The sequence below is a fragment of the Streptosporangium nondiastaticum genome (genome assembly GCF_003011965.1).
Taxonomy (GTDB): domain Bacteria; phylum Actinomycetota; class Actinomycetes; order Streptomycetales; family Streptomycetaceae; genus Streptomyces; species Streptomyces nondiastaticus.
The window spans coordinates 62,073-74,591 of record NZ_PXWG01000023.1 but is presented as its reverse complement, the minus strand read 5'-3'; the positions used below and the strand labels follow the sequence as shown (position 1 = coordinate 74,591).

The window sequence follows — 12,519 nt, the reverse complement described above, 5'->3', positions numbered from 1 at the left end:
GCGCTGCGCGCCGCCGGGTTCTCCGTCCGCACCGTCCTCGGTGCGGACGCCCCCGACGCCCTGCGCAGGGCCCGTGAGGCCGTGGCGGGCGGCACCGGGGCCCTGATAGCCGTCGGCGGCGACGGCATGACCTCGCTCGCCCTCCAGGCCGTCGCCGGCACCCCCGTCCCGCTCGGCGTCGTCGCCGTCGGCACCGGCAACGACTTCGCCCGCGCCGCCGGGCTGCCCGTCCGGGACCCCGCCGCGGCCGGCCGGCTCATCGCCGCGTCCCTCAAGGGCGACGGCGGCCGGCCGGTGGACCTCGGCCTGGCCGGCGGGACGTACTTCGCGACCGTCCTCGCCTCCGGCTTCGACTCGCGCGTCAACGACCGCGGCAACCGGATGCGCTTCCCCGCGGGCCGGCTCCGCTACGACCTGGCGGTGATCGCCGAGCTCGCGGCGCTGCGCCCCGTCCCGTACCGGATCCGGCTGGACGACGGCCCGGAGCTGGAGACCGAGGCCACCCTCGTCGCCGTCGGCAACAGCTCCTCGTACGGCGGCGGCATGCGGATCTGCGCGGAGGCCCGCACCGACGACGGGCTGTTCGACGTCACCGTCGTCGGCCCCTGCAGCCGCACGACCCTCCTGAAGGTCTTCCCGAAGGTCTACCGCGGCACCCACCTAGGCCACCCCGCCGTCACGGTGCACCGCGTCGCGAAGATCGCCCTGAGCGCCCCGGGGGTCACCGCCTACGCGGACGGCGAGCCGCTCGGCCCGCTCCCGCTGACCGCCGAGACCGTGCCGGGGGCCGTACGGCTGCTCGGTGCCGCACGGCCGCCCGGAGCTGCGTAAAGGGAGTTCCCCGCCGGATGGGGGAGCTCCATAAAGATCAGGTGCCTGTCAGAGGTCACCGGTAGGCTCGTACACAAGATGACCGACGACATGTCCCCTGCTGAGCGCTACGCCCTTTCGCGGGTCCGCGCCGCCGAGCAGGCCACCGCGCTCGCACAGTTCCGCGAGATGTACGACTTCGAGCTGGACCCGTTCCAGATAGAGGCCTGCAAGGCCCTGGAGGCCGGGAAGGGCGTCCTGGTCGCCGCGCCGACCGGCTCGGGCAAGACCATCGTGGGCGAGTTCGCCGTCCACCTGGCCCTCACCCAGGGCCGCAAGTGCTTCTACACGACGCCCATCAAGGCCCTGTCGAACCAGAAGTACGGCGATCTCGTCCGGCGCTACGGCGCCGCCAAGGTCGGCCTGCTGACCGGCGACAACAGCGTCAACGCCGACGCCCCGGTGCTCGTGATGACCACCGAGGTCCTGCGCAACATGCTCTACGCCAACTCGCAGGCGCTCATCGGCCTGGGCTACGTGGTCATGGACGAGGTGCACTACCTCTCCGACCGCTTCCGCGGCGCCGTCTGGGAGGAGGTCATCATCCACCTCCCGGACTCGGTGACCCTCGTCTCCCTCTCGGCCACCGTCTCCAACGCCGAGGAGTTCGGCGACTGGCTGGACACCGTGCGCGGCGACACCGAGGTGATCGTCTCCGAGGAGCGCCCCGTCCCGCTGTGGCAGCACGTGCTGGCCGGCCGGCGGATCTACGACCTCTTCGAGGAGGAGACCGACCACGGCGGCCGCGGCGCCGCGCGCCGCGAGGTCAACCCCGACCTCCTGCGCATGGCCCGCATGGAGAACAGCCGCACGTACAACCCGCGGGAGCGGCGCCGCGGCAAGATGGTGCGCGAGGCCGACCGCGAGCGCGAGCGCCGGCAGCGCAGCCGGATCTGGACGCCCGGCCGCCCCGAGGTCATCGAGCGCCTCGACGCCGAGGGCCTGCTGCCCGCCATCACCTTCATCTTCAGCCGCGCCGGCTGCGAGGCCGCCGTCCAGCAGTGCCTCTACGCCGGCCTGCGGCTCAACGACGACGCGGCCCGCGCCAGGGTCCGGGAGGTCGTCGAGGAGCGCTGCGCCTCCATCCCCGACGAGGACCTGCACGTCCTCGGCTACTTCGAGTGGCTGGAGGGCCTGGAGCGCGGCATCGCCGCCCACCACGCCGGCATGCTGCCGACCTTCAAGGAGGTCGTCGAGGAGCTCTTCGTCAAGGGCCTCGTCAAGGCCGTCTTCGCCACCGAGACCCTGGCGCTCGGCATCAACATGCCGGCCCGCTCGGTGGTCCTGGAGAAGCTCGTCAAGTGGAACGGCGAGACCCACGCGGACATCACGCCCGGCGAGTACACCCAGCTCACGGGCCGCGCGGGGCGGCGCGGCATCGACGTCGAGGGCCACGCCGTGGTGCTGTGGCAGCGCGGCATGGACCCGGCCGCGCTCGCCGGCCTCGCCGGCACCCGCACCTATCCGCTGCGCTCCAGCTTCAAGCCCTCGTACAACATGGCGGTCAACCTCGTCTCGCAGTTCGGGCGGCACCGCTCGCGCGAGCTGCTGGAGACGTCGTTCGCCCAGTTCCAGGCCGACAAGTCGGTCGTCGGCATCTCCCGGCAGGTGCAGAAGAACGAGGAGGGCCTGGCGGGCTACCGCGAGGCCATCACCTGCCACCTCGGCGACTTCGAGGAGTACGCCCGGCTCCGCCGCGAGCTGAAGGACCGCGAGACCGAGCTGGCCAAGCAGGGCGCCGTGCAGCGGCGCGCCGCCGCGGCGACGGCCCTGGAGCGGCTCAAGCCCGGTGACGTCATCCACGTGCCGACCGGGAAGTACGCGGGCCTGGCCCTCGTGCTCGACCCCGGCGTGCCGCCCGCCCGGGCGGACCGGCACCGCGGCTTCGACCACTACGACGGGCCGCGCCCGCTGGTGCTCACTGCCGAGCGGCAGGTCAAGCGGCTCGCCCCGATCGACTTCCCGGTGCCGGTGGAGCCGCTGGAGCGGATGCGGATCCCCAAGTCCTTCAACCCGCGCTCCCCGCAGTCCCGCCGCGACCTGGCCTCCGCGCTGCGCACCAAGGCCGGGCACATCGTGCCCGACCGGCACCGCAAGGCCCGCTCCGCCGCCACGGACGACACCGAGATCGCCCGGCTGCGCACGGCCATCCGCGCGCACCCCTGCCATGGCTGCGACGAGCGCGAGGACCACGCCCGCTGGGCCGAGCGCTACCACCGGCTGCTGCGGGACACCCGCCAGCTGGAGCGGCGCATCGAGGGCCGGACGAACACCATCGCCCGCACCTTCGACCGGATCTGCGCGCTCCTGACCGACCTGGACTACCTGCACGGGAGCGAGGTCACCGAGCACGGCAAGCGGCTCGCCCGGCTCTACGGCGAGCTCGACCTGCTGGCCTCGGAGTGCCTGCGCGACGGCGTGTGGGAAGGCCTGAAGCCGGCCGAGCTGGCGGCGTGCGCCTCCGCGCTGGTCTTCGAGGCCCGCACGGCCGACGACGCGGCCCCGCCGAAGCTGCCCGCGGGCCCCGCGAAGGACGCCCTCGGCGAGATGGTCCGCATCTGGGGCCGGCTGGACGCCCTGGAAGAGCAGCACAGGATCAACCAGACGGAAGGCGTCGGCCAGCGCGAGCCGGACCTGGGCTTCGCCTGGGCCGCGTACCGCTGGGCGTCCGGGCACAGCCTGGACGAGGTGCTGCGGGAGGTCGAGATGCCCGCGGGCGACTTCGTCCGGTGGTGCAAGCAGCTGATCGACGTGCTCGGCCAGATCGCGGCGGCGGCGCCGCAGGAGGGCAGCACGGTGGCGCGGAACGCGCGCCGTGCGGTCGACGGGCTGCTGCGGGGCGTTGTGGCGTACTCGTCGGTGGGCTGAGCGGGCCGGGCCGGGCGGCCGGGCCCGGGTGGCTGAGCCCGCTCGGCACCGCCGGTCACGTGGCCGTGGGCTGATCACCGCTGCGGCGGAGGAACTTTCCCCTGACCCGCCCCTTCCCGAAACCCCTGCGGGGGGCTATGGAGGGGCGGGCCGGGTGCCCGCGGTTATGCTGCCGCAGCCCCCTCCTGCTCCGCCTCCACCTGCTGGTTCCACTCACGCTTGGACGCCTGCCAGCCGTCCTCGTCGTGGCCCCGGCGCCAGTAGCCGGAGATGGACAGCCGCTCGCGCGGCACCTCCCGCTCCACGCGCAGGTAGCGGCGCAGCTCCTTCACGAAACCCGCCTCGCCGTGCACGAAGGCCTGGACGTCACCGGCGGGAAAGTCGAGCCCGCGGACGGCCGCGACCAGCGCCTCGCCGACGGGCGCGGCGCCGCGGTGCAGCCACGTGACCTCGACGCCCGCGGCGAGCTCCAGCTTCTGCTCCTCCTCCGGGCCCGCGACCTCGACGAAGGCGTGGACGCGCGCGCCCGCGGGGATCCGCTCCAGGGACGCGGCGATCGCCGGCAGCGCGCTCTCGTCGCCCGCCAGCAGGTGCCAGCCGGCGGCCGGGTCGGGGGAGTAGGCGCCGCCGGGGCCGCGGAAGAGCACCTCGGCGCCGGGCTCAACGGAGGCCGCCCACGGGCCGGCCAGGCCCTCGTCGCCGTGGACGACGAAGTCGATGGCGAGCTCGCGCGCCGCGCGGTCGAAGGAGCGCACCGTGTAGGTGCGGGTCCGCGGCCAGTGCTCGTGGGGCAGCTCGCGGCGGATGACCTCCATGTCGAACGACTCGGGGTAGGTGACGCCGGGCACGGGGAAGACGAGCTTCACGTAGTGGTCGGTGTGCTCACCGGCGCCGAAGTCCGCGAGCCCCTCGCCGCCGAGGACCAAGCGCACCATGTGCGGCGTCAGCCGCTCGGTGCGCAGGACGTGCGCGCGGTGGAGCTTCGGCTGCTTCCGGACGGGACGGTCTGCCATGGCTGTCTCCCCTGATCCCCTGATCCTGAAAAGTTAGGTCCGCCTAACTTAACAAAGTTAGGCGGACCCGGCCCAGCGACTCACCCGCCGAGAACGCCCAGCAGCCGCTGCAGCGACCCGCCCAGCCCCCACCGCTCCGCCAGCGCCTCCAGCACCTCCGGGTCCCGCGGCTCCGCCGGCAGCGCCGCGTCGAACGGCGCCAGCGGGACGTCGGCCGCCACCCGCACGACCTTCGGCGCCACCGCCAGATACGGCTTGGCCTCGGCCAGCCGCTTGCGCTGCGCGGGGGTCAGCTTCGCCGCCGGGTCGTCCACGGCCGCCAGGATCCCCGCCAGGTCGCCGAAGGAGGCCAGCAGCTTCGCGGCCGTCTTCTCGCCGACGCCCGGCACGCCCGGCAGGCCGTCGCTGGGGTCGCCGCGCAGCAGCGCCAGGTCCGCGTAGCCGGCGCCGTCCACCCCGTACTTCTCGCGCAGCAGGGTCTCGTCGACCGGCTGCAGCGTGCCGACGCCCTTGACCGGATACAGCACGCGCACCCCGCGCCGGTCGTCCACCAGCTGGTAGAGGTCGCGGTCGCCCGTGACGATGTCGACCGGGCCCGCGGCGCGGCCCGCGAGCGTGCCGATCACGTCGTCGGCCTCGTAGCCCACGGCGCCGACCCGGGCGATGCCGATCGCGTCGAGCACCGCCTCGATGACCGGGACCTGTGGCGAGAGGGTGTCCGGCACCTCCTCCTCGTCCGGCCCGGAGGCCGTCTCCTCGGCCACCCGGTGGGCCTTGTACGAGGGGATGAGCTCGACCCTCCAGTGCGGCCGCCAGTCGAAGTCCATGCAGGCCACGAGGTCGTCCGGGTGGTGGTCCTGGACGAGGCGGGCGATGAAGTCGAGCAGGCCGCGCACGGCGTTCACCGGGGTGCCGTCGGGGGCTCGGACGGAGTCCGGCACGCCGAAGTAGGCGCGGAAGTACAGGGAAGCGGTGTCGAGGAGCATCAGGCGTCGCGTCACGCTCCGATCATGCCGCAGAGCACTGACACGCCCCCGGCAGCCCCACCCCGCCGATGTGAACCGGGTCACTGTTCCGTTTGCCCGTATTGATCGGGGGCAGGCGCGGCACCGGAGCGGACCCGGTCCTCGGCACGTGTGCCTGGAAGCGGGCACGCGGACCGATTGCCGCACCGCTCCACGGCCCTGCCACCCGGGGGAGGCAGGGCCGTCGTGAGTTCGACCCGAGAGGTGTATGTGTCCAGGCTCCAGGCCGAGCATCTGTACAAGGTGTTCGGCAGACGACCCGAAGCCGCCGTCCAACGGCTCGAAGGCGGCGCCGACCGCGACGAGCTGCGCGCCGACGGCACCACCGCAGCGGTCATCGACGCCTCGTTCGAGGTCGAGGCCGGCCAGATCTTCGTGGTGATGGGGCTGTCCGGATCCGGCAAGTCCACCCTCCTGCGCATGCTCAACGGCCTGCTGGAGCCGACCGCCGGACGCGTCCTCTTCGACGGCCAGGACCTGACCGCGCTGGCCCCGCGCGACCTGCGCGCCGTGCGCTCGCGAAAGATCAGCATGGTCTTCCAGCACTTCGCGCTGTTCCCGCACCGCAGCGTGCTGGAGAACGCGGCCTACGGCCTGGAGGTCCAGGGCGTGCCGCGCGCGGAGCGCCAGGAGCGCGCCGCCGAGGCGCTGGAGCTCGCGGGGCTGGGGGGTTGGGAGACTTCCTGGCCCGACCAGCTCTCGGGCGGCATGCAGCAGCGCGTCGGCCTCGCCCGCGCGCTCGCCACCGACGCGGACCTGCTGCTGATGGACGAGTCCTTCAGCGCCCTCGACCCGCTGATCCGCCGCGACATGCAGGACCAGCTCCTGGACCTGCAGACCCGGCTGAAGAAGACCATCGTCTTCATCACCCACGACCTCAACGAGGCCATGCGTCTCGGCGACCGGATCGCCGTCATGCGCGACGGCCGGATCGTGCAGAACGGCACCGCGGAGGACATCCTCGTGCGCCCGGCCAACGACTACGTGGCCTCGTTCATCCAGGACGTCGACCGCAGCCGGGTGCTGACCGCCGGCTCGATCATGAACACGCAGGCCGGAGCCCCGGACGGCGCCGCCACCGTGCCCGCCGCGACGCCCGTCGCCGAGCTGTTCACGCCGCTCGCCCGCAGCACGGACCCCGTCACCGTCACCGACGAGCAGGGCGAGCCGGCCGGCGTCGTCACGCGCGACCTGCTGCTCGCCGCCCTCGGCGAGGAGCCGGAGGTCGTGCCCGCCCCGCGGACCCCCGGGGCCGCGGAGACCGGGAAGTCCCCGGCGGCGGGGAAGCCCGCGGAGACCGGCGAGCCCGCGGAGGGCGCCACGCCTGCCCGCGCCGACGAGGCGGAGGTGAGCGCCCGTGCCTAGGATCCACCTCGGAAGCTGGGCGGAGAGCGCCGTCAGCTGGCTGCAGACCCACCTGAGCTGGCTCTTCGACGCCATCAACACCGTCCTGACCGGCATGTACGACGGCGTGAACGCCGTCCTCGGCGGTCCCGACCCGCTGCTCATGGCCGGCATCCTGGCCGTCGTCGCCTGGTGGCTGCGCGGCCTCCTGCCCGCCGTGCTCACCTTCGCCGGCTTCGCTCTGGTCGACTCCTTCGGCCTGTGGGAAGCCGCGATGGCGACCCTCTCGCTCGTCCTCGTCGCGAGCCTGATCACCCTGCTCGTCGCCGTGCCGCTCGGCATCTGGGCGGCGCGCAGCAGCAAGGTCAGCGGGGTGCTGCGCCCCGCGTTGGACGTCATGCAGACGATGCCGGCGTTCGTCTACCTCATCCCCGGCGTCATGTTCTTCTCGATCGGGCCGATCCCCGGCCTGATCGCGACCGTCGTGTTCTCCATGCCGCCCGGCGTGCGCATGACCGAGCTGGGCATCCGGCAGGTCGACGGCGAGCTCGTCGAGGCCGCGACGGCCTTCGGCACCACGCCGCGCGACACCCTGACCCGGGTGCAGCTGCCGCTCGCCCTGCCCACGATCATGGCGGGCGTCAACCAGGTGATCATGCTGGCCCTGTCCATGGTGGTCATCGCCGGCATGGCGGGCGCGGGCGGCCTCGGCGAGGCCGTGTACGCGGCCGTCACCAAGGTCGACATCGGCGGCGGCGTCGAGAGCGGCCTGGCCGTCGTCGTCCTCGCCATCTACCTGGACCGGATGACCGGCGCCCTCAACCAGCGGGTCTCCCCGCTCGGCCGCCGCGCCGCCGCCAAGGCCGCGGCCGCCGCCCGCGGGCTCGCCGTCCTGCGCTACCGGCCCGGCACGGCCGTCGCCACCGTCGGCGTCGTCGTCCTCGCGCTGGTCGCGGGCGGCATGAACCTCGCCCGCAGCGGCGACGACCGGCAGAGCGTGGCCGCGGGCGCGAACATCGGCCAGGGCCGGGGCATCAAGCTCGGCTACTTCCCGTGGGACGAGGCCGTCGCCACCACGTACCTGTGGCAGAACATCCTGGAGGACCGCGGCTACAAGCCGGACGTCAAGCAGCTCGACCCCGGGCCGCTCTACACCGCGCTGGCCCAGGGCCAGATGGACGTCCAGTTCGACGCCTGGCTGCCCACGACCCACAAGCAGTACATGGACCGCTACCGCGACAAGCTCACCGACCTGGGCGCCTGGTACGGGCCCACGTCGCTGGAGCTGTCCGTGCCCGACTACGTCAAGGGCGTGGACTCGCTGGAGGACCTCAAGGGCAAGAGCGGCCTGTTCGGCGGGAAGATCGTCGGCATCGAGTCCAGCGCGGGCATGATGGGCACGCTCAACGACAAGGTCCTCAAGGAATACGGCCTGGACGGCGAGTACAAGGTCGTCTCCTCGTCCACCTCCTCGATGCTCGCCGACCTCGACCGGGCCATCAAGAAGAAGGAGCCCATAGTCACCACCCTCTGGTCGCCCCACTGGGCCTACGGCAAGCACCAGCTGAAGAAGCTCAAGGACCCCAAGGGCGCCTGGGGCAAGGGCGAGGAGATCCACGCCGTCGGCAAGAAGGACTTCGGCAAGGACTTCCCCGAGGTCACCGCCTGGCTGAAGGACTTCAAGCTGTCCGAGAAGGACCTCGCCTCCCTGGAGGTCGCGATCCAGGACGGCGGCAAGGGCAAGGAGAAGGCGTCCGCCCGCGGCTGGCTGGACGCCCACCCGGGCCTGGCCGACAAGCTCGCACCTGTCAGCCACTGACGAACGGGCGTACGGTGGGGCGGTGGTCCCGCACAGGAGCAGCCGCCCCGCCGTACGCCGAGTCGTCTCCCTCGTCCCCTCCCTGACCGAGGCCGTCGCCGCGACCGAGCCCGGGCTGCTCGTGGGCGCCACCGACTGGTGCGACCACCCCGCGGACCTCGGCGTCGTGCGGATCGGCGGGACGAAGAACCCCGACACGGCGCGGATCGCCGCCCTCGCGCCCGACCTCGTCCTCGCCAACGAGGAGGAGAACCGCACCCCCGACCTCGGCGCGCTGCGCGCCGCCGGGCTGGACGTGCTGGTCACCGAAGTCCGCACGCTGCCCCAGGCGTTCGCGGAGCTGGAACGGGTCCTGGTGCGCGGCTGCGGGCTCGCCCGGCCCGCCTGGCTCGCCGACGCGGAGGACGCGTGGCGGGACGTACGGGCCGCCGGGCCCGCCGTCCCGGCCGTGGTGCCGGTGTGGCGGCGGCCCTGGATGGTCCTCGGCCGGGACACCTTCGCCGGCGACCTCCTCGCCCGGCTCGGCGTCGCCAACGTCCACGCCGGCCACCCCGAGCGCTATCCGCGCATCCCCCTCGACGAGCTCAACGCGTGCGGCGCCGAGCTCGCCGTCCTGCCCGACGAGCCCTACCGCTTCACGCACGACGACGGCCCGGAGTCCTTCCCCGGGCTGCCGTGCGCGCTCGTCAGCGGGCGTCACCTCACGTGGTACGGACCCTCACTGACGGAAGCTGCTGGGGTACTGGGCGCGGCGCTGCGAGCAGCCGGCCGCTGACCAGGCCGTGCGCGGTGCGGGCGGCCGCGACCGCCCAGGCCGCCACCAGCAGCGCGTACAGGCCGACGGCCAGCCAGGTCAGGGCGTGCAGGCCGGTGTGGCGGGCGAGACCCGCGGCGCCGGTGACGCAGGTGCCGATGGGGAAGGTGAAGGCCCACCAGGTCATCGCGAAGCCCATGCCGCGTCGGAACGCCCGCAGCACCATGGCCGCGGCCAGCGCCAGCCACAGCAGCGCGAAGCCCATCACGGGGGTGCCGTAGAGCACGGCGAACGGCGCCGCGGCGTGCGCGTACGGGGCGGGCAGCGCACCCCGCGCGGCGTCGGCGAGGTTGCCGACGGCGGTGGTCGACTGGCCCAGCGGGCCCAGGACGAGGAAGAGGGCCGGGGTCAGCGCGAGCGGCAGCGGGCCGTGGTGGATCAGCCGCGCGAAGACCGCGGGCAGGATCAGCAGGGTCGCCAGCAGGCTCATCCCGAAGAGCGCGTAGCAGGCCAGCACCATGGCCGCCTGCCACTGGCCGGCGGGGAGGTGCGGCACGAGGGCCGGGCCCAGCGCCGCCGAGACCATGGGCGCCACGACGGGCAGCAGCCACACCGGGGAGGCCTGGCCCGACTCTATCCGGTGCCGGGTCACCATCAGGTACGGGATGCCGGCCGCGGCGACCAGGCCGGTCACGGTGCCGGCCGTCCACAGCACGGCGTCCGCGGCCACGGCCGCGCCCGTGCCGATCAGCCCGGAGCCCACGGAGAGGGTGGCCCCGCCGACCGCCAGCAGCGCCATCGCGGCACAGCCGTAGAACGGTGCCACGGCCGGATCGCCGAGGTGGCGCCTCGCCTGGTCGGTGTGGCGGGTCCAGTGCACGGCCCGCGCCACGAGCAGGACGCCCAGCGCCGCCGCCGACAGGGCCCACACCGCCTCGCACGCCCCGGCCAGGCCCGGCGGCCGCACGGGCAGCGCCTTGCCGGCGCTCGCGACGATGGCGGTGCCCATGACGGCGGCGTACCAGTTGGGGCCGAGGTGGCGGAAGGGAGATGTGGTGCGGGGGGTGCTCATGGCTCCAGGATCGGCCGGGGCCCGGCCCGCCACCAGAGACCTTGTCTCTATGAGGGCATAAGCTGGAGTTATGACTGAACGGCGGCTGTCGGACCGCGTACCCGACCTCGCCGCGCTGGAGCTGCTGCTGGCCGTGGCCCGCTTGGGCAGTCTGGGGCGCGCCGCGCGGGAGACGGGGATCACCCAGCCCGCGGCCAGCGGGCGGATCCGCAGCATGGAGCGCATGCTCGGCGTCGGCCTGGTCGAGCGCTCGCCCCGCGGCTCGACGCTCACCGACGCGGGCGTCCTCGTCACCGACTGGGCCCGGCGGATCGTGGAGGCCGCCGAAGCCTTCGACGCCGGAGCGGAGGCGCTGCGCGGGCGGCGGGACTCGCGGCTGCGGGTGGCGGCGAGCATGACCATCGCCGAGTACCTGCTGCCCGGCTGGCTGGTCGCCCTGCGCGCCCGGCGGCCGGGGACCGCGGTCTCCCTGATCGCCGGGAACTCCGCGGCCGTCGCGGAACGGCTGCGGGCCGGCGAGGCCGACCTGGGGTTCGTGGAGGGGCTCACGGTGCCGGCCGGGCTGTCCGGCGCGGTCGTCGGGAGCGACCGGCTGGTGGTCGTCACGGCCCCGGGCCACCCCTGGGCCCGGCGCCGGGCGCCCCTCGGCGCGGAGGAGCTCGCCGCGACCCCGCTCATCCTCCGCGAGCGGGGCTCGGGCACCCGGCAGGTGCTGGACGCGGCCCTCGCCGCGCACGGGGGGCTCGCCGAGCCCCTGCTCGAACTCGCCTCCACGACGGCGGTGAAGGCGGCGGTGGTGGGCGGTGCGGGGCCGTCCGTGCTCAGCGAGCTGGCGATCGGGGAGGAGCTGTCGTCCGGGCGCCTGGTCGGGATCCCCTTCGCGGATCCCGACCTGCGCCGGTCCCTCCGCGCGGTCTGGCCCACGGGCCACCGCCCCACGGGCCCGGCGAGGGACCTCCTGAGCCTGACTCAGGGGCCCTGAACCTCCTACGGCCGCAGCGCGCGCCTGCCCGGACCGGTACCGGTCCGGCAGCCCTCAGCCGGCAGCGGCAGCCTCCACCAGCGCCCGCGTCAGACGCAGATCGTCCCGCGCCTCCGGGTGCCATTGGACGCCGAGTGCGAACGTCCCGTCACCCGGCCGCTCCAGCGCCTCGACGGTGCCGTCCTCCGCGTACGCGGTCGCGACGAGCCCGTCGCCCAGGCGGGAGACGGACTGGTGGTGGTGCGTGGCGACGTCGCACGGCTCGGGCAGGAGGCGGCCCAGCCGCGTGTCCGGGACCGGCTTGACCAGGTGGTCGGTGAAGGCGCCGACGACCGGGTTGTGGTCCTCGTGCCCCACCTCGTCCGGCAGGTGCTGGCACAGCGTCCCGCCCGCGTGCACGTTCATCAGCTGCATCCCGCGGCAGATCCCGAGCACGGGAACCCCCCGCTCCAGCGCCGCGTCCAGCAGGGCCAGTTCCCAGGCGTCGCGCTCGGGCACGGGCGCGCCCGCGCGCGGGTGGGGGCGTTCGCCGTAGAGGCCGGGGTCGAGGTCCTCGCCGCCGGCGAGGACCAGGCCGTCCAGCCGCCGCACTATGTCGCCGGCGGCGGCCGGGTCGTCCGGCGGGAGTTGTACGGCCAGGCCGCCGGCCCGCTGCACGTGCTGCGCGTAGGAGGCGGGCAGGAGCGCGGCCGGCAGGTCCCACGCGGCGCCCCAGCGGGCCCGGGTGAGGTAGGTGGTGACGCCGATCAGCGGCTGGCGGGGCATGGAGCGG

The 12,519-nt window shown here is 74.1% G+C and carries 10 protein-coding genes; 6 read left to right on the top strand and 4 right to left on the bottom strand.

Annotated elements, in window-relative coordinates; all coding sequences use genetic code 11:
* Positions 1–831 (top strand): diacylglycerol kinase family protein (locus B7P34_RS12655; protein WP_106675950.1); only part of this gene is annotated, 831 nt, incomplete at its 5' end.
* 78 nt (positions 832–909) lie between these two features.
* Complete coding sequence (locus tag B7P34_RS12650) at positions 910–3,738, top strand: DEAD/DEAH box helicase (protein ID WP_106675949.1); 2,829 nt, start codon at positions 910–912, stop codon at positions 3,736–3,738.
* Between the two features lie 164 nt (positions 3,739–3,902).
* Here B7P34_RS12650 and B7P34_RS12645 read toward each other — a convergent pair whose 3' ends face one another.
* Positions 3,903–4,751 (bottom strand): siderophore-interacting protein, encoded by an 849-nt coding sequence (locus tag B7P34_RS12645; protein ID WP_106675948.1) that lies wholly within the window; start codon positions 4,749–4,751, stop codon positions 3,903–3,905.
* Positions 4,752–4,831: 80 nt separating this feature from the next.
* Positions 4,832–5,752 carry a 5'-3' exonuclease gene (locus B7P34_RS12640; RefSeq protein ID WP_223267785.1) on the bottom strand — a complete coding sequence of 307 codons (921 nt, stop codon included), beginning with the start codon at positions 5,750–5,752 and terminating at the stop codon, positions 4,832–4,834.
* A 258-nt stretch (positions 5,753–6,010) separates the two neighbouring features.
* Between B7P34_RS12640 and B7P34_RS12635 the strand changes: the two genes are divergently transcribed.
* The 3 genes from B7P34_RS12635 to B7P34_RS12625 are packed head-to-tail and all read left to right on the top strand — an operon-like array spanning position 6,011 to position 9,714.
* A complete protein-coding gene (locus B7P34_RS12635) occupies positions 6,011–7,141 on the top strand; it encodes a quaternary amine ABC transporter ATP-binding protein (RefSeq protein WP_286157472.1) in 1,131 nt (376 codons plus the stop codon).
* Positions 7,134–8,939: an ABC transporter permease/substrate binding protein gene (locus tag B7P34_RS12630; protein WP_106675945.1), complete on the top strand. Its 1,806-nt coding sequence runs from the start codon at positions 7,134–7,136 to the stop codon at positions 8,937–8,939. Before B7P34_RS12635 ends, B7P34_RS12630 begins: the two co-directional genes overlap by 8 nt.
* A 22-nt stretch (positions 8,940–8,961) precedes the next feature.
* A complete protein-coding gene (locus B7P34_RS12625) occupies positions 8,962–9,714 on the top strand; it encodes a helical backbone metal receptor (protein ID WP_106675944.1) in 753 nt (250 codons plus the stop codon).
* Here the strand turns inward: B7P34_RS12625 and B7P34_RS12620 are convergent.
* Complete coding sequence (locus tag B7P34_RS12620; protein ID WP_106675943.1) at positions 9,641–10,765, bottom strand: TDT family transporter; 1,125 nt, start codon at positions 10,763–10,765, stop codon at positions 9,641–9,643. The genes B7P34_RS12625 and B7P34_RS12620 overlap by 74 nt on opposite strands.
* Before the next feature lie 70 nt (positions 10,766–10,835).
* On the opposite strand from B7P34_RS12620, the gene B7P34_RS12615 reads away from it, so the two are divergent.
* Entirely contained in the window at positions 10,836–11,747 is a 912-nt protein-coding gene (locus B7P34_RS12615) for a LysR family transcriptional regulator (protein WP_106675942.1), read from the top strand.
* Between the two features lie 54 nt (positions 11,748–11,801).
* On the opposite strand, the gene B7P34_RS12610 is transcribed toward B7P34_RS12615, so the two are convergent.
* Positions 11,802–12,512: a gamma-glutamyl-gamma-aminobutyrate hydrolase family protein gene (locus B7P34_RS12610; RefSeq protein WP_106675941.1), complete on the bottom strand. Its 711-nt coding sequence runs from the start codon at positions 12,510–12,512 to the stop codon at positions 11,802–11,804.
* Between the last annotated feature and the right edge of the window lie 7 nt (positions 12,513–12,519).